Below are 22765 nucleotides of genomic sequence, written 5' to 3'. Positions count from 1 at the left end.
AACGGTCCGAAATCGAAAGTGACCGTTATAGCGATTGAGAAAACTACAGGAATGATTAGGACTTGCCTCCATATCTGAGGTCAGACGGAGAATTGTATGTGCGGTATTGTTGGAATCGTCGGAACGAAGCCGGTGGCGGATCGCCTGGTGGATGCGCTTAGGCGCCTCGAATACCGCGGTTATGATTCGGCTGGTGTAGCCACGATCCATGAAGGCGTGATGGATCGCCGCCGCGCGGAAGGGAAGCTTTTCAATCTGGAAAAGCACCTGGAGGCAAACCCGCTACCCGGTACGACTGGCATCGCTCATACGCGCTGGGCGACCCACGGCGTTCCCAATGAAACCAACGCCCATCCGCATTTTGTCGACGGCGTCGCCGTCGTGCACAATGGCATCATCGAAAACTTCTCTGAGTTGCGCGAGGAGTTGAAGGCAGAGGGTAGGGTATTCGCCTCGCAGACAGATACCGAAGTGGTGGCGCATCTGTTGGCGAACTACATCCGCGATGGCCTGGAGCCCCGCGCTGCCATGCTGAAGATGCTGAACCGCGTCACCGGCGCTTATGCGTTGGCCGTGATGTTTGAAAACGATCCCGGCACGCTAATGGCCGCTCGTTCCGGGCCGCCGCTTGCAGTCGGATACGGCAAGGATGAGATGTTCCTTGGCTCGGATGCGATTGCGCTCGCTCCCTTCACGAATGAGATCACCTACCTCGTCGATGGCGACTGCGCGATCGTCACCCATAGGGGTGCGATCATTATCGATTTCAATGGCAAGGAAGTCAGCAGGCCCCGCCAGATCTCGCAGGCGACCGCCTATGTGGTCGACAAGGGCAACCATCGTCACTTCATGGAAAAGGAAATCTATGAGCAGCCGGAGGTCATTTCGCACGCGCTCAGCCATTATGTCGATTTCGCCAGCCATCAGGTGCGCCCGAGCGTATCGGCAATCGACTTCGGCAAGGTTTCCGGCCTGGCGATCTCCGCTTGCGGCACGGCCTATCTCGCCGGTCTGATCGGCAAATACTGGTTCGAGCGTTATGCCCGGCTTCCAGTCGAAATCGATGTTGCCTCTGAGTTCCGCTATCGCGAAATGCCCTTGTCTTCCTCGCAGGCGGCGCTCTTCATCTCGCAATCCGGCGAGACGGCCGACACGTTGGCTTCTCTGCGCTATTGCAGGGACAATGGCTTGAAGATCGGTGCGGTCGTCAATGTCAAGGAATCGACGATCGCTCGCGAATCCGATGCCGTGTTCCCGATTATGGCCGGCCCCGAGATCGGCGTTGCCTCGACCAAGGCCTTCACCTGCCAGCTTGCCGTTCTAGCCTCCCTGGCGATTGGGGCGGGGGTCGCCCGCGGCACCATCAGTGCTGCGGACGAAAAGGAAATGGTGCGTCACCTTGTCGAGATGCCGCGCATCATGGCGCAGGTGCTCAATATCATCCAGCCACAGATGGAAAGCCTCTCGCGCGACATTTCGAAATACAAGGATGTGCTCTATCTCGGCCGTGGCACCAGCTTCCCGCTTGCCATGGAGGGGGCGCTGAAGCTGAAGGAAATCTCGTATATTCATGCCGAAGGCTATGCCGCCGGCGAGCTCAAGCATGGGCCGATTGCGCTAATCGACGAGAATATGCCCGTCATTGTCATCGCTCCGCACGACCGCTTCTTCGATAAGACGGTTTCCAACATGCAGGAAGTGGCGGCACGCGGCGGACGAATCATCTTCATCACCGATGAAACAGGTGCCGCTGCATCGACACTGCCGACGATGGCGACGATTACTCTGCCTGTCGTTGACGAGATCATCGCGCCGATCATCTTCTCGCTGCCGATTCAGTTGCTTGCCTATCATACCGCCGTCTTCATGGGCACGGATGTGGATCAGCCGCGCAACCTCGCCAAATCGGTGACGGTGGAGTAGGGCCTCGCTCCATTTGCGCCCGGTGGTCACGTCGTCGTGAGAGGAAGCTCCGTTCGGCGCGGCGGGATGACTGCCGGGTTGTATGCCACATCGATTTCTGGCACTTTTCCTTAAGGAGAGGTTGGGGGAGGATTTGCCTGATAGCGGTAGGCGGCGGAATGGAGTTTTCGAACGGCACATGACTGAGAAACTCATCAAGATGTCCGTGACGACGCGGATCAGAAACAATTTCCTGGCCGGCCTCATCATCTGCGCTCCGATCGCCATTACGATCTGGCTTACCTGGTCCGTCGTCCATTGGGCAGACAGCTGGGTCCGCCCCTATATTCCCGCGCGGTACGATCCTGAGAGCTATCTGAACTTCGCTGTCCCAGGCACCGGCCTGGTGATCGCGATGATCTTCATCACCATCGTCGGTTTCCTGGCCAAGAACCTGATCGGGCAAAGCATCGTTCGTTTTGGCGAGTCGATCGTCAATCGCGTGCCGCTCGTGCGAAGCATCTACAAGAGCGTCAAGCAGATCTTCGAGACGGTGTTGAAGGAGCAGGGCACTTCTTTCAAAAAGGTCGGTTTGATCGAATATCCAAGCCCTGGCCTCTGGTCCATGGTGTTCATTTCGACGGATGCCAAGGGCGAGATTGCCTCGAAATTTAATGCCATGGGTCACGATATGGTCGCAGTGTTCCTGCCGCCGACACCGGTGCCGACAGCAGGCTTCCTGGTTTTCGTTCCGCGCGAAAAGATTACGGTGCTCGACATGGGGCCTGAGGACGGCGCGAAACTTTTGATTTCCGGCGGCCTGGTCTCGCCGGAATACAAGGAGGAGCTTGTTGCCGCGAAGGGCTTGCGCGCGCCGGTTCCGATGAAGTCTCTGACCTAGAAACGGCCATTCCCGCAGCTCGTTGACGATCTTCGCGCGCAGCGCGAATTGTCATGCGCCTATCATGTTGACACCTTAGATCGTCGATGGGGACAGGCAATCGGATGTATCTCATCATTGAATGCTCGGTGCTTGGGCGCCGGGCGATTGCTGTTCGACGCAAGGCTATGGACCAAGCCGAGGATGATGCCGCTGTCTCCACAAGGGTTTTCATCAGGAGGATATTGCCTTGAAATATATGCGTTCGAAGAGCCTGCCGCTGCTGTCGGCAGCACTTGCCACATTTGTTTTCGCTGCGCCGGTCGCAGCACTTGCCGATACTTCGGTAGCCGTTCAGGGCGTAACGCTCGTCAACAAGGGCCGGGTCGCCATCGGCCGCATTCCGGCCAGCCAGCGCGACAAGTTCGGCGAGACCTTCGGCTCGGGCTCGGGCATGTCGATCGACACCAAGAACTGGGTCCGCAATGCCGACGGCACCTACAAGGGCTCGCTGTGGCTGCTGCCGGATCGCGGCTACAATGTTGCAGGCACCACCGATTATCGCGCACGCCTCAACACGATCGATATCCTGCTGACGCCGGTCGCTCCCGGTGCAACGCCGCCGGCCGGCAAGGAGCAATCGGGTGTCGACGCCAAGCTTGCTGACACATTACTTCTGAAGGACGACAAGGGCGTCGAGGCGACCGGTTTCGATCCGGCCAATGGCACCCGCCATCCTGAAGGCGGTATGCCGTTGCTGCCCGAAGCGCCGAACGGCAAGATCTCGCTGGACAATGAAGCGATTGCCCGTCTGCCCGATGGCACGATGTTTATCAGCGATGAATACGGCCCCTATATCTATCGCTTCTCGGCGGATGGCCGGATGCTGTCGGCCACGACACCGCCGGATGCATTCCTGCCGATGCGCAATGGCGCCGTGAATTTCTCATCGAACAATCCAGGCCCCGGCGAAGCTGCGCCCGATCCCAAGGATCCGACCAGCGGACGTCAGAACAACCAGGGCTTCGAGGGCATGTCTCTCACCCCTGACGGCAAGTTCCTGATCGCCGTACTGCAGTCGGCGACCCGCCAGGATGGCGGCGATTCCAGCTCGACGCGGCAGAACACGCGCGCGCTTGTCTATGACGCTTCCGATGTCGCTCATCTGAAACTGGTGCATGAATATGTCGTACCATTGCCGGTTTTCACCAATGAGAAGGGCAAGACGGTCGTTGCGGCCCAGAGCGAGATCGTGGCGCTTTCGTCGACGAGCTTCCTGATGCTGGCGCGTGACAGCGGCAATGGTTATGGCCAGAAGGGCGACAAGTCCCTCTACCGCAGCATCGACATTGTCGACGTCTCCGCCGCCACTGACATTGCCGGCAGCAAGTTCGATACCGGCACATCGGTCGCGCCCAAGGGCGTTCTCGACCCCACGGTAAAGCCGGCGGCCGTCAACCAGTTCATTGACATCAACGATAGCGCCGATCTCGCACGTTTCGGCCTGCACAACGGTGCTCCGAACGATCGCAGCAATCTTTCGGAGAAGTGGGAAGCGATGTCGCTTGCCAGCGTTCAGGACCCGAAGCTGCCGGACGATTACTTCCTGTTCGTCGCCAACGACAACGACTTCATCACCCAGGATGGTTTCCAGGTTGGAGCCGCCTACAAGGATGATAGCGGCGCCGATGTCGACACCATGTTCCAGGTGTTCCAGGTGACCATTCCCGGTCGTGCTGGCAAGTAAGCCTTTTGAAGGAGGATGGGCGCGCTGACCGCGTCCATCCAGTCATCCGGCTCGCAGGAAACGGATCGCCTCATCTCGGCGGAAAAGATAGAGCAAGGTGCGTATCGCCATGCCGCGCTCTCCGGTCAGTTCCGGATCGCGCTCGATGATATAGGCGGCATCCTTGCGGGCGATTTCCAGAAGATCGGCATGAGCTTCCAGGCTGGCGATGCGAAAGCCCGGCGTGCCGGACTGGCGCGTGCCCAGAAGCTCGCCTTCACCGCGCAGCTTCAGATCCTCCTCGGCGATACGGAAGCCATCCTCGGTGTCGCGCATGATCGAGAGCCGGGCATGTCCGGTTTCACCAAGCGGCCCCTTGTAGAGCAGGATGCAGGTGGAGGCCTCGTCTCCGCGTCCGACGCGACCGCGCAGCTGATGGAGCTGCGCCAGACCGAAACGCTCCGCATGTTCGATGACCATGATCGTGGCATCGGGAACGTCGACGCCGACTTCGACGACGGTTGTTGCCACGAGCAGCCGTATCTCACCATTCTTGAAGGCCATCATGACGGCGTCTTTTTCAGGACCGCTCATCCGGCCGTGGATGAGACCGATGCCGGCCCCCAGCGCGCTCGTCAATGTCGCGTGACGCTCCTCGACGGACATTAAATCCGATTCTTCGGACTCTTCCACAAGTGGGCATATCCAATAGGCTTTCTTGCCTTCCGATAGCGCGCTTTTGAGTCTCGCGACGATCTCGCCGGTTCGCTCATTCGGGATGGTGATCGTCTGGATCGGCTTGCGCCCGGCCGGCTTCTCGGTGAGCTTGGAAACGTCCATATCGCCGAAGGCGGCCAGCACGAGGGTTCGCGGAATGGGCGTCGCGGTCATGACGAGCATATGCGGCGAGATGCCTTTCGCAGTCAGGCGCAGGCGCTGGTGGACGCCGAAGCGATGCTGTTCGTCGACCACGGCCAGCACGAGGTTGGCATAGCCGACACTGTCCTGGAACAGCGCATGCGTGCCGATGATGATCTGCGCTTCGCCAGAGGCGATGCGCTCGAGAATGACGTCTCGCTCACGACCCTTCGTCCTACCTGTGAGAACTTCCACCGAAAGATTTGCATTTGCTGCGAATTTTGAGATCGTCGCATGATGCTGCCGTGCAAGGATTTCGGTCGGCGCCATCAACACCGCCTGACCGCCGCTTTCGATCGCAGCGGCAATCGCCATCAGGGCCACCAGCGTCTTGCCGGCCCCGACATCGCCCTGCAGCAGCCGCAGCATACGCTCCGTGCCGGCCATATCCTTGAGAATATCCGCCACCGCTTCACGCTGGCTGTTGGTCATCGAGAAGGGCAGGGATTCCAATATCTTGCTGCTGATTTCTCCGGTGGCATGCACAGGCTTGCCGGCGACCTTGCGCAGCCGCTGGCGCACGAGAGACAGCGAGAGCTGCCCGGCCAGGAATTCGTCGTAAGCAAGCCGGCGGCGCGCCGGCGTCTGCGGATCGATATCGGCCGCGTCGCGTGGCGCGTGCAGCATGTGGAAACTGTCCGATATCGAGGGAAAGCCCTGCTTCTGTGCCAGAGCCAGATCGTCCCACTCCGGCAATTCAGGCATGCGCGGCAGAGCCGCCTCGATGGTCTTGCGCAGGAATTTCGGCGAGAGGCCGGCCGTCAGCGGATAGACCGGCTCGACCAGCGGCAGGTTTTCCGCCTCGCTCTCGCGCATAATGTAATCCGGATGCACCATCGACGGACGGCCATTGAACCAGTCGACCTTGCCGCTGACAGTTACCGTTTCATCGAGTGGCAGCTGCTTTTCCAGCCATTGCGCCTTGCCGCGGAAGAAGACCAGCGCCAGTTCTCCCGTCTCGTCGTGTAGGTATACGCGATAGGGCACGTTGCTGCGCGCCGGCGGCGCCTGGTGGCGGTCGACGCGGCCGGTAATGGTGACGATTGTGCCCTGTGGCGCCCTGGCGATACCCGGCTGCTCGCGCCGATCGATGATGGAGTGTGGTGCGTGAAACAAGAGGTCGATGACCCGGCAATCGTCGATCGTCTCGCGGTCGAGCAGCTTCACCAGCAGTTCGGATACCTTCGGCCCGACGCCGGGCAGCGAAGAGATGGAGGCAAACAAAGGGTCGAGGATGGCGGGACGCATGGCGGGCAAAATGCGACGGGCAGGGTGGATTTGGCAAGGGGCGGCCGGAAACTCCTCTCCATTGAGGCCAACACTCCCCGGAAAATTGCGTCTGGGACGCTTTTTTCTGAAAAATCGGTTCCCACCTTTCCCTGCTGGTTTTATAGAGACGCATCAACATAAAGGTGTTTTTGATGACTGGGCTCACCCTCAGCAGTGCCGATCTCGATCCCCGCCGTCGGCGCATCCTTTTTCGCTGCTGGCATCGCGGCATCCGCGAGATGGATCTGGTCTTCGGGCAGTTCGCCGATAACGAGCTGCCGGGGCTGGCGGAAGCCGATCTCGACGAGCTCGAGCGGATCATGGATGAAGAGGACAACGATCTCGTCAAGTGGATCCTCGGCACCGAGCCGATACCGCAGCATCTCCAGACGCCGCTGTTCGAGCGTATCGGATCCTACAAGCCCGATTTCGAAGAGATTGCCGAAAGGTTTGGTTTAACGAAATGATCCCCGGTTTCGACGCGAAGAAGGTGCTCGCCGCAAGCGAGCGCTGACGGTCGGTCATGTTCCGGCCGGCATGGAGCCGTTCCTGCTTGCCGAACTGGCAAGGGCCGGTCAGCCGGTCGCCTATGTCATGTCCGATGGACAGCATATGGCCGATGTCGAGCAGATGCTCGGCTTCATCGCGCCCGAAATACCGGTGTTGAGTTTGCCCGCCTGGGACTGCCTTCCCTATGACCGCGTTTCCCCGAGCTCTGATACTTCGGCTCGCCGTCTGGCCGCCTTTTCCGGGCTGATCGCATATCACCGCAAGCCGCATGCCGCGATCGTACTGGTGACGGTCAATGCCATGCTGCAGAAGGTAGCGCCGCAGGATATCATCGAGAGCCTGGCGTTTTCGGCAAGACCGGGCAACCAGGTGCGCATGGACGACATCGCCAGCCGCCTGGAGCGCAACGGCTTTGATCGCGTCGCCACCGTGCGCGAAGTCGGCGAATTTGCCGTGCGCGGCGGTATTCTCGATGTCTTCGTTCCCGGTACGGAAGAACCGGTGCGTCTGGATTTCTTCGGCGACACGCTGGAAAGCATCCGCAGCTTCGATCCCGCCAGCCAGCGCACGATCGGGCAGGTCCGCTCGCTCGATCTTAATCCGATGAGCGAAGTGACGCTGACGCCGGATACGATCAGCCGTTTCCGCAAGAATTATCTTTCCGCCTTTGGCGCCGCTACTCGCGACGATGCGCTCTATCTCGCAGTGTCCGAAGGCCGCCGCTACGCGGGCATGGAGCACTGGCTGCCGCTGTTCTACGAGAAGCTTGAGACGGTCTTCGACTATCTCAAGGGCTTCCGTCTGGTCACCGACCATACGGTGCGCGAAGCCGCCGAGGAGCGCTCAAAGCTCGTTTTCGATTATTACGACGCTCGCCTGAACTCCGGCCAGCAAAGCAAGAGCCAGATGGGGCAGGGCACGCCCTACAAGCCCGTCACGCCGGGCCAACTCTATCTCGATGGCGGCACCTTCGGCAAGGCGCTCGATGCTTTCGACGCCATCCGCATATCGCCCTTTAACGAGCATGAGGGCGAGGCGCGCCGCGTCCTCAGCATCGACGCCCGTCAGGGACCACGCTGGGCGCGCTCGGCGACGGAAAGTGCCGACAGCGAACGCGTCAACGTCTTCGACGCCGTTGTCAAGCACATCGCCGACAAGCGGGCCTCCGGCGCCAAGGTGCTGATTTCAGCCTGGACGGAGGGCTCGCTCGACCGCCTCCTGCAGGTGCTTGCCGAGCATGGGCTGGCGCGCGTCAAGACGATCGAGGCTTTCAAGGATCTTGGCGGCTTGGCGAAAGGCGAGGCGGCAGCGGCCGTGCTCAGCCTCGAAGCGGGCTTCGAGGCCGGCGATCTCGTCATTATCGGCGAGCAGGACATTCTCGGCGACCGTATGGTGCGCCGCTCCAAGCGCCGCAAGCGTGCCGCCGATTTCATCTCGGAAGTGGCGGGCCTGGACGAAGGCTCGATCGTCGTTCATGCCGAACACGGCATCGGCCGTTTCGTCGGCCTCAGGACCATCGAGGCGGCGGGCGCTCCGCATGCCTGTCTTGAACTGCAATATGCCGACGACGCCAAGCTGTTCCTGCCGGTCGAAAACATCGATCTGCTGTCGCGCTATGGCGGCGAGGGCACCGAGGCGCAGCTCGACAAGCTCGGCGGCCGCGCATGGCAGATGCGCAAGGCCAAGCTCAAGAAGCGCCTGCTCGATATGGCCGGCGCTTTGATCCGCATCGCGGCCGAGCGCCTGACCCGGCATGCGCCGGTGCTCAGCACCCCGGACGGCCTCTATGACGAGTTTGCCGCCCGCTTCCCTTATGACGAAACCGAAGACCAGATGAACGCGATCGAGGCGGAGCGTGACGATCTCGGCGCCGGCCGGCCAATGGATCGCCTCGTCTGCGGCGATGTCGGCTTCGGCAAAACGGAAGTGGCCCTGCGCGCGGCCTTCGTTGCGGCCATGAACGGCGCCCAGGTTGCCGTCGTGGTGCCGACGACGCTGCTCGCTCGCCAGCATTTCAAGACGTTTTCAGAGCGCTTTCGTGGCTTGCCGATCCGCATTCAGCAGGCATCGCGTCTCGTTGGCGCCAAGGATCTGGCGTTGACAAAGAAGGAAGTGTCCGAAGGCAAGACGGATATTGTCGTCGGCACGCATGCGCTGCTCGGCGCTGGCATCCAGTTCGCCAATCTCGGCCTGCTCGTCATCGACGAGGAGCAGCATTTCGGCGTCAAGCACAAGGAGCGCCTGAAGGAGCTGAAGAGCGACGTGCATGTGCTGACGCTGTCGGCAACGCCGATCCCGCGCACACTGCAGCTTGCCATGACGGGCGTGCGCGAACTGTCGCTTATCACCACGCCGCCGGTCGACCGCATGGCAGTGCGCACCTTCATCTCGCCTTTCGATTCGCTCGTCATCCGCGAAACGCTGATGCGCGAGCATTATCGCGGCGGCCAGAGCTTCTATGTCTGTCCGCGCCTCGCCGATCTCGCTGATATCCACGCCTTCCTGCAATCGGATGTGCCGGAGCTGAAGGTGGCGGTCGCCCATGGCCAGATGCCGGCCGGTGAACTCGAAGACATCATGAACGCCTTCTACGAAGGCCGCTATGACGTGCTGCTGTCGACGACCATCGTCGAATCCGGCCTTGATGTGCCGACAGCCAACACGCTGATCGTCCATCGCGCCGATATGTTCGGCCTTGCGCAGCTCTATCAGCTGCGCGGCCGCGTCGGCCGCTCCAAGGTGCGCGCCTTTGCGCTCTTCACCCTGCCGGTCAACAAGGTGCTGACGGCAACGGCGGAGCGCCGCCTCAAGGTGCTGCAATCGCTGGACACGCTCGGCGCCGGTTTCCAGCTCGCCAGCCACGATCTCGATATCCGCGGCGCCGGCAATCTGCTTGGCGAGGAACAGTCCGGCCATATCAAGGAAGTCGGCTTCGAGCTTTACCAGCAGATGCTCGAGGAGGCTGTCGCCGAGGTCAGGGCGTCGACGAGATCAGGACACTGGCTGGTCGCCGCAGATCTCAGTCGGCACGCCGGTCATGATCCCCGACAATTACGTGCCGGATCTGCATCTGCGAATGGCGCTCTATCGCCGCCTCGGCGAAATCACTGAAATCAAGGAGATCGACGGTTTCGGTGCCGAAATGATCGACCGTTTCGGGCCGATGCCGATCGAGGTGCAGCACCTGCTAAAGATCGTCTACATCAAGTCGCTCTGCCGCATCGCCAATGTCGAGAAGCTCGACGCCGGCCCGAAGGGCGTCGTCGTGCAATTCCGCAACAAGGAATTCCCGAACCCCGGCAATCTGGTCGGCTATATCGCCAAGCAGGGCACGATGGCCAAGATCCGCCCCGACCACAGCGTCTTCCTGACGCGCGACCTGCCGACGCCGGAAAAGCGGCTGCAGGGTGCGGCTGTTGTCATGACACAGCTGGCGGAACTGGCGAAATAGGAAGGTTGAGTGAGATGCTGCGCGGCTTTCCGCACCTGAAAGCCATCAGGATTTTGCGGAAATCGCGCTCAGTTCTTCCAGATCGAGGTCTCGCTCCAGTTCGTGGAGGGTTTCGTCGTCGATATCTCCGGCGCGGTGAAGCCGTATGAGTTCGCGGCGGCCGGTCGCGACTGCCTCAAGCACAACATCGAAATGTGCCTGAAGCATGGGGGCGTACTCGTCCGTGCGCGCGGCATAGTCGACGATCTTTTCCGCTCTGGTCTGATAGCGATTGAGCAGCTGCGGGTGAATAAGATTGCCTTCGCTGTCGTAGGCCAATGTCTGGATCGTCGCCCACTGTGCCTGGGCCATGGCGGCTTCCGCCTGGCTCATGGTGAAGCGAGCTTTGGCCGATTCAGGCTCTGTCAGCTGCGACCACTTGATGACATAGCCAAGCGTGGTGCCTTGCAAAAGCACGGTGCCAAGAATGATGGCAAACGACGTCACCAGGATAAAGTCGCGGCCGGGGAAGTTTTCCGGCACGCTGAGTGCGAGGGCAAGCGTGACCACCCCGCGGACACCAGCCCAACCCAGCACGGTCGCGCCGCGGAACCCGAGCGGAGTATAGCGCTTAACTCCCAGAAGATTGCACAGGCTGATGACCCAATCGGAGCCGTAGGTCCATGCAAAGCGTGCGAGAGTGAGCGCGATCAGGATGACGAGTATCGGCAATCCCATCGTGGCGAGCACCACGTCGAAACCGCCACCGCGTTCGACGACGCCACGCAGGGATAGGCCGATCAGGATGAAAACCGTGGCTTCCATGAGGAAGACAATGACGGTCCAGAATGACGTGCCGCGCATGCGCGTGGAAGCGGACAGGACGGTGTGCTGGTGCCAGCTCATGATCAGGCCGGTGGTCACCGTCGCGATGACGCTCGAGACATGCAGCAACTCGCCGAGCAGGTAGGAAATCCATGCCAGGAGCGCAGTGGCGGCGATGATCAGATATTCGTCGCCCAGCCGGCGCACGAAGAGAACCCATGTCGTGCCGACGGCGATGCCGACCACCGCGCCGCCGATTGCCAGCACGAAGAAACTCCCCACGGCATCTACAGCGCTGAAGGCGCCGGTCACGCCGGCGGCGATGGCGAAACGGAAGAGCACCAGGCCGCTCGCAGTCATGCAGCAGGCTTTCGCCCTCCAGCAGGATTTGCAGACGCCGGGGCAGCTTCACGCGCTCCAGCACCGCCCGGGCAGACACCGCGTCCGGCGGCGACACGATGGCTCCGAGGGCGGCGCAAGCCGCCCAGGGGAGCGAGGGAAACAGCAGATGGGTCACCACGGCCACGACGGCGCACGTGAAGAAAACCGCACCGATGGCGAGCGAGGCAATGCCGATCATGTGCGGCGAACGCGCCCCAGAGCGATGGACCAGGCACCGTCCAGAAGCAGAGGCGGCAGGAAGATGACCAGCACCAGAGCCGGATCGATCTGTATGGTCGGCAATCCCGGCAGAAAGGCAATCAACCCGCCACCCGTAAGCAGCGCCACGGAGGGCGGCATTCCGAGCCGATGAGCGGCATAGTGAAGTGCTATGATCGCTACAAACATCGCGATCACCAACTCGAATAAATGTGTTGGTTCCATACGCCCGCCCCGAGTGCTGTCCCTCTTTATCGAAGCTATTAAAGGGTTTGTCTCGGGGGAATGCAATCGGGCGGGTGCTCGGCCAGAATCGAGGAAGCTTCTCGTCACACAGTCCGCAACAAGCAATATCCGGATCGGGCCGCTTTCCATCAGAAGGAGACGAGCTCTATTCTTCAGAAAGCTGCTTCAGGAAATTTATCGTCAGTTCCGACACCTCGCTCGGTCGCTCCTGCTGGAGCCAATGGCCGGCCGCTGGCAGAACATGCGAGCCACGCAAGTGGGGGACCAAGTGTGGCATGCTCGCGATTATCTGATCCATACCGGGGATGCTGAGGCCGGTGTCGCGTTCACCGGTCATGAACAGCGCGGGGACATTGACCAACTGGCCTGCGTTGGCCTGCTGTAGCTCCCAATTTCGGTCGAGATTGCGATAGTAGTTGAGACCACCAGTGAAGCCAGAAGCCTTGAAAGCAGTCACCAGCCGCTCAAAATCTTCCTTCGGAAGCCAATCGGGAGGCTGAATCGGATCGGGCAGGGTTGCTAGCAGTCCGGTGCTGCGTTGAACCATGCCAAAAGGGTTGGGCGTGGCGTCGCCAGCCTTGCGCGGCCCGGCCTCACCGCTCGCGGCGTAGATGAGTTTCCGGAGCGTCAGGCTGACGTCCTGACTGAATTCGGCTTCGGCACCTTCCGGGTCTTGGAAATAAAGAGTGTAGAATAGCGCCTCGTCATTATGCGGGAAAATCTTCGAGGGCGGCACAGGTGGCAATCCCATCATTGGTACGCTCAAAGCCACGACGGCGCGAAATCTGTCCGGGCGCAGGAGCGCGGCCTGCCAAGCGATTGTTGCGCCCCAATCATGGCCGACGATAACGGCCCGATCTTCTTCCAAGGCGTCGAGCAGCGCTACCAAATCGCCGACCGCATGGAAGACGGTATATTGATCGACCCGTTTCGGAGCTTCAGTCTTGCCGTAGCCCCTCATGTCCGGTGCGACGGCACGGTACCCTGCATTCGCGAGAGCCCCAATCTGATGCCCCCAGGCGTATTTGGTTTCGGGAAAGCCGTGGCAAAGCAATACCAAAGGACCTTTCCCTTCATCAAGGACGCTCATGCTGATTGTGCGGGTCTGAATGGTGCTCTCTTTCATCGGAACCTCTTGCTTAGCTGCCATTGCGTGAAAGGAGGTAGCGAGCAGGGCTGTCGAAGCGGCCAGAAATTGTCGGCGTCGCATGCGTACTCCTTCTATAGCGTAACAACATGTGTTACGCTAAGGCGAGTGTCAAGATAGTGTAACAATTATTGTTGCGGAAAGGTGCGCGATGAAGACCGATGGCAGGCTTGCCAGGATGTTGCATGTGTTGGTGCACATGGGCTTGCTCGGCGGTAGGGAAACCTCGGAAAGGATTGGCCAGATGCTCAATACCAATCCGGTCGTCGTGCGCCGAACGCTGGGAGCGCTGCGCGAACATGGCATCGTTGAATCGGAAGGCGGCCGTGGCGGAGGTTGGAAGCTGATCAAATCACTCGATGAAGTGACAGTGCTGCATGTCCAGCGTGCGCTGCACGAGGGGGCGATCCTCGCAGCCCCAATTTCGCGAGACCACCCGTCCTGTCCGGTGGAGCGGGCCTCAAATTCAATTCTTGAGGCAGCTCATGCCGCAGCAGAGCGCGAACTTATGGAAAAGTATGCGGCGACGACGCTCGCGCAGATAGCGGCAATTGCACTTGCCGATGGGGACGGACCGCCGGGTCATTCGCGATAGCGACGACAAGTCGGCTGTTGACCCCTGGCGGCTACTGCCGCCCAAGATCGAAACAGTAATCTCAGTTCAATTCATCCCAGCCCGCGCCTCGGCCTTCATCTTGGCGATATCGCGCAGCGCCTCAACCAGCACGTCAGGCGTCTGCGCGCCGCTGACGGCATATTGCTGGTCGAAGATGAAGAAGGGCACGCCGGTGACGCCGATCTTCTGGGCGGCGTCGATTTCGGCGATGATGAGGTCGCGGTCAGCGTCGGAGGCGAGGAGGGTTGATATGACGGAGCGGTCGAGCCCGGCCTTTTCGGCGATATCGAGCAGAACCGTGTGGTCGCCGACATTGCGACCCTCTTCGAAATTGGCCTTGAAGAGGGCGTTGACGACTTTTTCCTGCTTCTCGCGGCTTTCGGTGACGGCCCAGTGGATGAGGCGGTGTGCGTCGAGCGTGTTCGGGCCTATCTTGATGGCTTCGAAATCGAAGGCTATGCCTACTTCGCGGCCGAGATCGGTCAGCATCTTGTGTCCCTGCGCCACGCGTTCGGCGCCGCCAAGCTTCTGCTCAAGCGCCTTCTTCTGATCGACGCCTTCGGGCGGATAGTCCGGATTCAGCCGATAGGGACGCCAGTTGAGGTCAACACCCACCGTGTCCTGCACCTCGGCGATCGCCAGTTCCAGCCGGGCCTTGCCGAGATAGCACCACGGACAAACGACGTCCGAGACGATATCGATCGTGATGCGTTCCATGGCTCTATCCTTTCAGTTTTGGCTCGTTTCCACCATCTAGGCCTTTGCGCCGACGGCTTCAACCGGTTACCGAAAGGGAACCACGCGGAATGCGCCTAACATCTATTGCGCGGTCGCGTCCCACCAGACGGGCAGGTAATAACCATAGAGCGGCAATATGTCGGGATGGGCGATACGGCTGCGCCGCGCCACCCATTGCTGCGCGATATGATAGAGCGGCACGACGTAGTAGCCCGATATCAGGATACGATCGAAGGAGCGCACGGCGTCGCGGAAATCCTCGGCCGAATGCGCCGTCAGGAAGTGATCGATCAAAGTATCGACATCGGGATCCGCGACACCGGCGAAATTCAGGCTACCCGGGGTCTTCGCCGCGACGGAGCTCCAGCGGCCCACCTGCTCGATACCGGGCGACAGCGATGACGGGTAGGATTTGATTATGACATCATAATCGTAATTGGTCGTCCGCAGCTGATACTGAGAATCGTCGACGGTGCGGATGGTGACGGCGATGCCGAGCAGGCTCAGCGAGCGGCGATAGGCGATGGCGATTCGCTCCTGATCCGCATTCTGCGTCATGATTTCGAAGCTGAGCTGCGCCCGGCGCTGTCGACCATGCGCTCGCCCTTGATCGTATAGCCACCCTGCTTGAGGAAATTGACGGCCTTGCGCAGGATCGAGCGATCGCGTCCGGAACCGTCACTGACCGGCAGCTTATAGGTGCCATCGAGCACGTCGGCGTCGATATGGTCCTTGATCGGGCCAAGCATGGCGAGCTCGTTGGCATCAGCGGGAACGCCGAAGGAGGAGAGATCGGAATTCTGCCAATAGCTTTCCGTACGCGTATAGGCACTGGATGCCAGATTGCGGTTGAACCATTCGAAATCGAAGGCAAGCGTCAGGCCCTTGCGTACATTCTTGTTGGCGAAGATCGGCCGGCGTGTGTTGAAGACGAAACCCAGCATGCCGCTCGGCGTCTTCGGCGTGAACGTTTCCTTGACGACCGAGCCAGAGCTTACCGCCGGGAAATTATAAGCCTGCTGCCAGTGCGCCGGGCTGCCATCCGGATAAATATCGATGTCCCCCTTCTTGAAGGACTCGAACACTGTCGTGTCCTGCAGGAAGTAGTTCACGATGATCTGGTCGTAGTTGTCGACGCCAATCTTTATCGGAATATTCTTGCCCCAGTAGTCGGGATTGCGTTCGAAAACGATTCGCTGGCCTGGATCGACGCTCTTCACGCGATAGGGGCCGGAGCCGATTGGGATGCTCAGCGTCGTGCGTTCAAAATTATCGATATCGGTGGCGTGTTTCGGCAGGATCGGCAGCGACGAAGCAATGATCAGCGGCGTTTCGCGATTCGCCTTCTCGTTGAAATGAATGAGCACGCCATGTTCACCGACCTTCTCCATCTTGCTGATCGTTTCCAGCGGGTAGGAGAAGACGACACGCCCCTTGTCACGCAGGAGCTGGAAGGTGAAGAGAACGTCCTCGGGGGTGACCGGCTGCCCGTCCGACCATTTTGCATCGGGATTGAGATTGAACTGGATGTAGCTCCGGCTGTCGTCCCATTCGACCGTCTGCGCCAGCAGCCCGTAAAGCGTGAAAGGTTCGTCGCGCGAGCGCACCATCAGCGATTCGAAGATGAGGTTGCCATATTCCGGGTCCCACATGCCGCGCGCGGTCGTGCGCATGCTCTTCAGAATGAAGGGATTGAGATTGTCGAAGGTGCCGACGACACCATAGCTGATATGGCCGCCTTTTTTGACGTCCGGATTGACGTAGGGCAAATGCTTGAAGTCCGCCGGCAGCGCCGGCTCGCCATGCATGGCGATGCCATGGAGCGGTTGCGCCGCTGCGGCGTTGCACAAGGCTGCGAAGAACAGGAAAACAGCGATCCGGAGCGCTTGCATGGCATCCTTTCCGGTAAGGGGTACGATTCGGCCGAACCTTATCATGAGCGTGCCGAATTCAACACGCGACCATGGAATTCTTGGGTCTCGATAGAAAAGACCAAAGAAACGCTGGATATCCGCGCCGGTGCGATGTAACAGGGGTGCCGGGTTTCCCGGGTCATGCATTTGCCTTATTCATTCGACAGGTGGACGACGGTTTGACCCGAATGGCATGGGACGGCACGCGTCGTTCCGCAGCGGATTTCAGGAGGCGGTTTCGCTATGATGTTCAAGACTGACAACAAAATGCGGGCAGGTCTCTCTGCTCTGGCTCTCATGATCGGCGCGGCGCTTCCGGCGGCCGCTTTCGCTCAGGATGCGTCGAATGCAGCTCCTGCCGATGGTGGTAGCGATCCCAACCAGCCACGTCTGGGCTGGTACAAGACCTGCGCCAAGCAGGACGATGCCGATATCTGCATCGTGCAGAACCTGATCATGGCCAATAACGGCCAGCTGGTCACGGCCGTCGGCCTCATCTCCGTTGACGGCAAGGTCAACCGCAAGATCCTGCAGATTTCCGTTCCGACGGCTCGGCTGATCCCGCCCGGCATCACCATGCAGGTTGATGGCGGCAAGGGCCAGAAGCTCGACTACGCGGTCTGCCTTCCGGACAAGTGCACGGCTGAAGTTCCTGTGACGGACGCAATGGTCGCCTCGCTGAAGAAGGGAACCGACGTGACCTTCACCTCGATCAACTTCCGTCGCGCTCCGAACCCGATCAAGATTTCGCTGAGCGGCTTCGGCGCTGCCTTTGACGGCCCGGCGATCTCCGACAGCAAGCTTGCCGAAAGCCAGAAGAGCCTGCAGGACAGCATGCAGAAGAAGGCTGAGGAAGCACGCAAGAAGCTGGAAGATGCCCAGAAGGCTGCCAAAGCGCAGTAAGCTTGCGGAATTTCATTATCCTATAGAAAAGCCCGGAGCGATCCGGGCTTTTTCTTTATGGTTCGCCGTTATCGGTGTGACGCACAAATGAAAAGGGAAGGCCTTGGGTGCCTTCCCTTTAAAAGAGAACGAATTTCTCGGCGTTTAGTGGGCGAAGCTCATCTTGGGCTTGAGCTGACCTGTCGGCGCCTGGTCGAAAATCTGGGCAATCTGCGGATTGCGGAGCGGAACGCCGCTCTCGTCGCTGATCAGATTCTGTTCCGACACGTATGCGACATACTCCGTCTCGTCGTTTTCGGCGAGAAGGTGATAGAAGGGCTGATCCTTGCTGGGGCGCACTTCTGCCGGAATGGAATTCCACCATTCCTCGGTATTTGCAAATTCCGGATCGACATCGAAGATGACACCGCGGAAGGGGAACATCCGGTGTCGAACCACATCGCCAATATTGAATTTTGCGTTGCTTTGTTTCATGGCACGACTTCCTTTCACATGTTCATGTGGTGACATTCACCACTGAAATCAAGGATTTTGCCCCCATTCCTTCATCGAACTGACACATTGGGCTCGGTTCAGGATCGAACGCAATAAAGAGCCGAATGTGAAAATTCGATGCCGTGGGTCGCCTGCCACCGGCTTCCCAATCATGAAGAAAGCCCCGGCGAGCCGGGGCTTTCGTATCTTGTATCAGACCGAATAGTACATGTCGTATTCGACCGGATGCGGGGTCATTTCGTAGCGCATGACTTCCTGCATCTTCAGCTCGATGAATGCATCGATCTGATCGTCGTCGAAGACGCCGCCGGCGGTCAGGAACTTGCGGTCCTTGTCGAGGCTTTCGAGCGCTTCGCGCAGCGAGCCGCAAACCGTCGGGATCTTCTTCAGCTCCTTCGGCGGCAGATCATAGAGATCCTTGTCCATGGCCTTGCCCGGATGGATCTTGTTCTTGATGCCGTCGAGGCCGGCCATCAACATGGCGGCGAAGCCAAGATAGGGGTTGGCGGTCGGGTCAGGGAAGCGGACTTCGACGCGCTTTGCCTTCGGGTTGGTGCCGAACGGGATGCGGCAGGAAGCCGAACGGTTACGAGCCGAGTAAGCAAGCAGAACCGGAGCTTCGTAACCCGGGACGAGACGCTTGTATGAGTTCGTAGACGGGTTGGTGAAGGCGTTGATCGCCTTGGCATGCTTGATGATGCCGCCGATGTAGAAGAGGCAGCTCTCCGACAGGCCTGCATATTCGTCGCCGGCGAAAGTCGGCTTGCCGGCCTTCCAGATCGACTGGTGAACGTGCATGCCCGAGCCGTTGTCGCCGAAGATCGGCTTCGGCATGAAGGTTGCCGTCTTGCCGTAAGCGTTGGCGACCTGATGGACCACATACTTGTAGATCTGCATCTTGTCGGCGTTGCGCACCAGCGTGTCGAACTTGATGCCAAGCTCGTGCTGGGCAGCAGCGACTTCGTGGTGATGCTTTTCGACGACGACGCCCATCTCGGTCAGAACCGTCAGCATTTCAGAACGCATGTCCTGGCAGCTGTCGATCGGCGGAACGGGGAAGTAGCCGCCCTTGACGCGCGGACGGTGACCGAGGTTGCCGGTCTCATAGTCTGTGTCGTCGTTGGAAGGCAGTTCGCTGGAATCGAGCTTGAAGCCGGTATTGTAAGGATCGGCCTTGTACTTGACGTCGTCGAAGACGAAGAATTCGGCTTCCGGGCCGAAGAAGGCGGTGTCGCCGATACCGGAGGCCTTCAGATAGGCTTCGGCCTTCTTGGCGGTGCCGCGCGGATCGCGGTTGTAGGCTTCGCCCGAAACCGGGTCCAGGATGTCACAGAGGATGACCATGGTGGACTGCGCGAAGAACGGATCCATATGGACCGTATCCGTATCGGGCATCAGCACCATGTCGGATTCATTGATGGCCTTCCAACCTCCAATCGAGGAGCCGTCGAACATGACGCCATCGGCGAACATGTCTTCGTCGACGCAGACCACATCCATGGTGAGGTGCTGCAGCTTGCCCTTCGGGTCGGTGAAGCGCAAGTCAACGAACTTCACGTCGTTGTCCTTGATTTGTTTCAGAATATCGCTTGCGGTCGTCATTAAATTGCTTCCCTTGACTTAGATGACGATTACGAGCCGCGGCCATATGGGCCGGGCGGGTTAGATGGCGTCGATGCCCGTTTCGCCGGTGCGGATTCGGATGACTTCCTCCACATTGGAGACGAATATCTTTCCATCGCCGATACGGCCGGTTTGCGCAGCCTTGCGGATGGCATCGATCACTGCCTCCGCATTTTCGTCTGCCAATACGACTTCGACCTTCACCTTCGGCAGGAAGTCGACGACATATTCGGCGCCACGATAAAGTTCCGTGTGGCCCTTTTGACGACCGAAGCCCTTCGCTTCCGTGACGGTGATGCCCTGCAGACCGACTTCCTGAAGGGCTTCCTTCACTTCGTCGAGCTTGAAGGGCTTAATGATCGCTTCGATCTTTTTCATGAGAAAATGTCTCTCCGCTTTTCCTGTTACAGCAGGACTACTCCCCGCTCGGCCAACGTAATGCACGTATCATGCCAGTTGAGAATGGGTTGCTGTAAAAAATCCCGGCGAATTCGTGCCGAGACGATGAATTGATGAGGATTTTTTGGGAAAATGGAAGCGATTTCGCGTCGAAATGCGTTGGATAAGTAAAATTTCGCAAAAAAGTGCCGTGCACGTCATATTCATGCTCGTACAAGGGCTTGAATGACTTTGTTCATTCATTATGCAAATGCATATTTATTGATCAAAATGAGTGTCGGGATAGCGGTTGTTTTTCGGGCAGATTTCGCATCTATAATATTGCCTCATGACGTTACCCCTTGCCGATTTGCTACTCTCTCCGGAAGACATGGCCGCCGTGGACAGGGAGGCCGCCGCTTCCGGCATCGATTCCTATGGGCTCATGGAAAAAGCGGGGCAGGCTGTCGCGGCAAGCGCGCTGCGGCACTTTCCCGGGGCACTGCGATACGTTGTCCTTTGCGGCCCGGGCAATAATGGCGGTGACGGCTATGTGATGGCGCGCGCTCTCAAGGGGAGCGGAGCCGACGTTAGCCTTTTCCATTTGGCCGATCCGCAGCGCTTGAAGGGCGATGCGTCGCGTGCTTTTGCTGATTGCCGGATTGAGGGTGCGGTGATCGCAGGCTATGTGCCGCGAAATGGCGACGTCGTGATCGACGCGATTTTTGGCGCGGGGTTGTCTCGGCCTGTTCCAAATGAAGTTGAGATCGTGATCTCGCGCGTCACCGAGGCCGGAATCCCCATCATTGCCGTCGATCTGCCCTCCGGGCTCGACGGATCGAGCGGCCAGATCCTCGGCGCTGCCTTTCGCGCGTCACGCACGGTCACCTTCATGACGCGCAAGCCTGGTCATCTTCTGCTGCCGGGCCGCGATCTCTGCGGTGAACTGGAGGTTTTCGACATAGGCATTCCCGCGCGCATCGTTCGCGCTAATGCCGATGGCATGCTTGCCGAAAACACGCCGGCCCAATGGCGGATGGAGATACCTTCGGAGGCTTCGGATACGCACAAATACAAGCGGGGCCATCTCGTCGTCTTCTCGGGCGGCGCAAACGCGACCGGTGCTGCCCGCATGTCGGCCATGGCGGGCCTGAAGGCAGGGGCGGGGCTCGTCACCATCGCCTCACCGAAGGACGCATTGGCGGTCAACAGCGGCATGCTGACGGCAATTATGCTGCATGCCGTCGATGACGAAGCGGCTTTGCAGGAGTGGCTGGCAGATCGACGGCTCTCAACTTTCGTTCTTGGTCCCGGCTTCGGAGCTGGCGAAAAGGCACGCCGGTTCTGCCTTGCGCTCGCCGATCGTCATCTGGTGCTCGACGCGGATGGGATTACGTCGTTCCGCGATCATCCCCAACAACTGTTCGACGCCTTTGCCGAAGGGCCGACACGACTGGTTCTGACGCCGCATGAGGGTGAATTCGCGCGACTTTTCCCAGACATCGCCGCCGACGTCGGTCTCAGCAAGGTAGACAAGGCGAGGGCGGCGGCGGCTCGGGCTCATGCCGCCATTATCTACAAGGGTGCCGATAGCGTAATTGCTGCGCCGGACGGCAGGGCGCTGATCAATGCCAATGCGCCGCCCTGGCTTGCGACCGCCGGCTCCGGCGATGTGCTGGCCGGGATTGTCGGCGGACTGATGGCGCAGGGCGCACCGGCTTTCGAGGCGGCAGCTGCTGGCGTCTGGCTGCACGGTTTGGCCGGGCAGCGTGCCGGAAAGGGGCTGACGGCCGAGGATTTGGTCGCCAGCGTTGCCCCTTTTTGAAATCGGTTACTTTGCGACTTCTTTCTGCAGGGCAATGGCGCCGGGCGGGGCGTTCACCTTGCCCTCATGGATCATGAAGGCGAAAACGTCACGCGGTTCCGCCTTCACCTTGCGGCTCTGATCGATCAGCGGCAGATCACTCGGAACCTCACCCTTGGCCCATGTTTTCAGGCGATCGGCCCAGGCCTTCAGATCCTTCGGCGGATAGCAGGTCTCGATATCATCCGACCCCTTCTGTAGGCGGGCATAGACGAAATCGGCGGTGACATCCGCAATCATCGGATATTCGAAATGCTCGGCGCAGACTGGCGCGATATTGTACTTCGCCAGCAGCGCAACGAATTCCGGCACCTTGAAGGAATCGTGCCGGACTTCGACGACGTGTTGCAGCGCCAGGCCATCCTGCTTTGCCGGCAGCAGCTTCAGAAACGCCTCGAAATCGTCCGGATCGAATTTTTTCGTCGGCGCGAATTGCCAAAGCAGCGGACCAAGGTGATCTCCGAGTTCGCTGATGCCGGACTCCAGGAATTTCTGCATGGATTCGCCGGCCTCGGAAAGAACCCGGCGATTGGTGACGAAGCGTGTAGCCTTTAGCGAGAAGATGAAACCTTCCGGGACATCGGCCGCCCACTTGGCGAAGACCGCAGGCTTCTGGGTGCTGTAATAGGTGCCGTTGACCTCGATCACCTTCAGCTGGCGGCTGGCATAATTCAGTTCATCCTTCTGTTTCAGCGTGTCGGGATAAAAGGTCCCGCGCCACGGCTCAAAAGTCCAACCGCCTATGCCTGTACGGATTTCGCCCGCTTTGGTCATTCTTTCCT

Annotated in this window: 14 protein-coding genes and 3 pseudogenes; 8 read left to right on the top strand and 9 right to left on the bottom strand. The window is 59.6% G+C overall.

Features of this window, described 5'->3' with window-relative positions:
* Positions 1–96: 96 nt before the first annotated feature.
* The 3 genes from glmS to BSK43_RS21250 all read left to right on the top strand — a co-directional run bounded on the left by glmS (position 97) and on the right by BSK43_RS21250 (position 4529).
* Positions 97–1923, top strand: coding sequence for a glutamine--fructose-6-phosphate transaminase (isomerizing) (gene glmS, locus BSK43_RS21260; RefSeq protein WP_077471141.1), 1827 nt, complete (start codon positions 97–99; stop codon positions 1921–1923).
* A 178-nt stretch (positions 1924–2101) separates the two neighbouring features.
* The gene (locus BSK43_RS21255; RefSeq protein ID WP_068386556.1) at positions 2102–2803 is read left to right on the top strand and encodes a DUF502 domain-containing protein; all 702 of its coding nucleotides are present in this window, start codon (positions 2102–2104) and stop codon (positions 2801–2803) included.
* Positions 2804–3032: 229 nt separating this feature from the next.
* Positions 3033–4529 (top strand): esterase-like activity of phytase family protein, encoded by a 1497-nt coding sequence (locus BSK43_RS21250; RefSeq protein WP_077471140.1) that lies wholly within the window; start codon positions 3033–3035, stop codon positions 4527–4529.
* A gap of 42 nt (positions 4530–4571) precedes the next feature.
* Here the strand turns inward: BSK43_RS21250 and recG are convergent, their stop codons facing one another.
* A complete protein-coding gene (gene recG / locus BSK43_RS21245; protein ID WP_077471139.1) occupies positions 4572–6674 on the bottom strand; it encodes an ATP-dependent DNA helicase RecG in 2103 nt (700 codons plus the stop codon).
* Positions 6675–6847: 173 nt separating this feature from the next.
* Here recG and BSK43_RS21240 point away from each other — a divergent pair, with 173 nt between their 5' ends.
* Complete coding sequence (locus BSK43_RS21240; protein ID WP_068386565.1) at positions 6848–7162, top strand: succinate dehydrogenase assembly factor 2; 315 nt, start codon at positions 6848–6850, stop codon at positions 7160–7162.
* Positions 7159–10656: pseudogene (gene mfd, locus BSK43_RS21235) on the top strand (transcription-repair coupling factor). The gene BSK43_RS21240 and the pseudogene mfd overlap by 4 nt, the downstream one beginning before the upstream one ends.
* A gap of 45 nt (positions 10657–10701) precedes the next feature.
* On the opposite strand, the pseudogene BSK43_RS21230 reads toward mfd, so the two are convergent.
* Both BSK43_RS21230 and BSK43_RS21225 read right to left on the bottom strand, forming a co-directional pair.
* Positions 10702–12285 (bottom strand): annotated as a pseudogene (locus tag BSK43_RS21230) (Na+/H+ antiporter).
* Between the two features lie 166 nt (positions 12286–12451).
* Positions 12452–13432: an alpha/beta hydrolase gene (locus tag BSK43_RS21225; protein ID WP_136687150.1), complete on the bottom strand. Its 981-nt coding sequence runs from the start codon at positions 13430–13432 to the stop codon at positions 12452–12454.
* Between the two features lie 172 nt (positions 13433–13604).
* Here BSK43_RS21225 and BSK43_RS21220 point away from each other — a divergent pair, with 172 nt between their 5' ends.
* Positions 13605–14048 carry an Rrf2 family transcriptional regulator gene (locus tag BSK43_RS21220; RefSeq protein ID WP_077471136.1) on the top strand — a complete coding sequence of 148 codons (444 nt, stop codon included), beginning with the start codon at positions 13605–13607 and terminating at the stop codon, positions 14046–14048.
* 66 nt (positions 14049–14114) lie between these two features.
* On the opposite strand, the gene BSK43_RS21215 is transcribed toward BSK43_RS21220, so the two are convergent.
* Complete coding sequence (locus BSK43_RS21215; protein ID WP_077471135.1) at positions 14115–14786, bottom strand: DsbA family oxidoreductase; 672 nt, start codon at positions 14784–14786, stop codon at positions 14115–14117.
* A gap of 102 nt (positions 14787–14888) precedes the next feature.
* Positions 14889–16699 (bottom strand): annotated as a pseudogene (locus tag BSK43_RS21210) (extracellular solute-binding protein).
* Between the two features lie 264 nt (positions 16700–16963).
* Between BSK43_RS21210 and BSK43_RS21205 the strand changes: the two are divergent.
* Entirely contained in the window at positions 16964–17623 is a 660-nt protein-coding gene (locus BSK43_RS21205; RefSeq protein WP_068386578.1) for an invasion associated locus B family protein, read from the top strand.
* A gap of 144 nt (positions 17624–17767) precedes the next feature.
* Here the strand turns inward: BSK43_RS21205 and hspQ are convergent, their stop codons facing one another.
* The 3 genes from hspQ to BSK43_RS21190 form a co-directional block, all read right to left on the bottom strand.
* Positions 17768–18097 carry a heat shock protein HspQ gene (hspQ, locus tag BSK43_RS21200; protein ID WP_068386581.1) on the bottom strand — a complete coding sequence of 110 codons (330 nt, stop codon included), beginning with the start codon at positions 18095–18097 and terminating at the stop codon, positions 17768–17770.
* A 213-nt stretch (positions 18098–18310) separates the two neighbouring features.
* The gene (gene glnA, locus BSK43_RS21195; RefSeq protein ID WP_077471134.1) at positions 18311–19720 is read right to left on the bottom strand and encodes a type I glutamate--ammonia ligase; all 1410 of its coding nucleotides are present in this window, start codon (positions 19718–19720) and stop codon (positions 18311–18313) included.
* 60 nt (positions 19721–19780) lie between these two features.
* A complete protein-coding gene (locus BSK43_RS21190) occupies positions 19781–20119 on the bottom strand; it encodes a P-II family nitrogen regulator (RefSeq protein WP_003539626.1) in 339 nt (112 codons plus the stop codon).
* A gap of 349 nt (positions 20120–20468) precedes the next feature.
* Between BSK43_RS21190 and BSK43_RS21185 the strand changes: the two genes are divergently transcribed.
* Positions 20469–21944 (top strand): NAD(P)H-hydrate dehydratase, encoded by a 1476-nt coding sequence (locus tag BSK43_RS21185; RefSeq protein WP_136687148.1) that lies wholly within the window; start codon positions 20469–20471, stop codon positions 21942–21944.
* Between the two features lie 6 nt (positions 21945–21950).
* Here BSK43_RS21185 and BSK43_RS21180 read toward each other — a convergent pair whose 3' ends face one another.
* Entirely contained in the window at positions 21951–22757 is an 807-nt protein-coding gene (locus BSK43_RS21180; protein WP_077471133.1) for a DUF72 domain-containing protein, read from the bottom strand.
* Between the last annotated feature and the right edge of the window lie 8 nt (positions 22758–22765).

It is taken from the genome of Rhizobium sp. P44RR-XXIV (assembly GCF_001999485.2).
Classification (GTDB): Bacteria; Pseudomonadota; Alphaproteobacteria; order Rhizobiales; family Rhizobiaceae; genus Rhizobium.
The sequence above is the reverse complement of the archived record's forward strand: the minus strand, read 5'-3'. Positions and strand labels throughout refer to the sequence as shown.

Bases quoted from the DNA above. Each gene is read 5' to 3' on its own strand.
- hspQ (WP_068386581.1), bottom strand. From the start codon at position 18,097: ATGAAACAAAGCAACGCAAAATTCAATATTGGCGATGTGGTTCGACAC.
- BSK43_RS21255 (WP_068386556.1), top strand. From the start codon at position 2,102: ATGACTGAGAAACTCATCAAGATGTCCGTGACGACGCGGATCAGAAAC.
- BSK43_RS21240 (WP_068386565.1), top strand. From the start codon at position 6,848: ATGACTGGGCTCACCCTCAGCAGTGCCGATCTCGATCCCCGCCGTCGG.
- BSK43_RS21220 (WP_077471136.1), top strand. From the start codon at position 13,605: ATGAAGACCGATGGCAGGCTTGCCAGGATGTTGCATGTGTTGGTGCAC.
- BSK43_RS21185 (WP_136687148.1), top strand. From the start codon at position 20,469: ATGACGTTACCCCTTGCCGATTTGCTACTCTCTCCGGAAGACATGGCC.
- glnA (WP_077471134.1), bottom strand. From the start codon at position 19,720: ATGACGACCGCAAGCGATATTCTGAAACAAATCAAGGACAACGACGTG.
- BSK43_RS21225 (WP_136687150.1), bottom strand. From the start codon at position 13,432: ATGAAAGAGAGCACCATTCAGACCCGCACAATCAGCATGAGCGTCCTT.
- BSK43_RS21180 (WP_077471133.1), bottom strand. From the start codon at position 22,757: ATGACCAAAGCGGGCGAAATCCGTACAGGCATAGGCGGTTGGACTTTT.
- BSK43_RS21205 (WP_068386578.1), top strand. From the start codon at position 16,964: ATGATGTTCAAGACTGACAACAAAATGCGGGCAGGTCTCTCTGCTCTG.
- recG (WP_077471139.1), bottom strand. From the start codon at position 6,674: ATGCGTCCCGCCATCCTCGACCCTTTGTTTGCCTCCATCTCTTCGCTG.
- BSK43_RS21190 (WP_003539626.1), bottom strand. From the start codon at position 20,119: ATGAAAAAGATCGAAGCGATCATTAAGCCCTTCAAGCTCGACGAAGTG.
- glmS (WP_077471141.1), top strand. From the start codon at position 97: ATGTGCGGTATTGTTGGAATCGTCGGAACGAAGCCGGTGGCGGATCGC.
- BSK43_RS21215 (WP_077471135.1), bottom strand. From the start codon at position 14,786: ATGGAACGCATCACGATCGATATCGTCTCGGACGTCGTTTGTCCGTGG.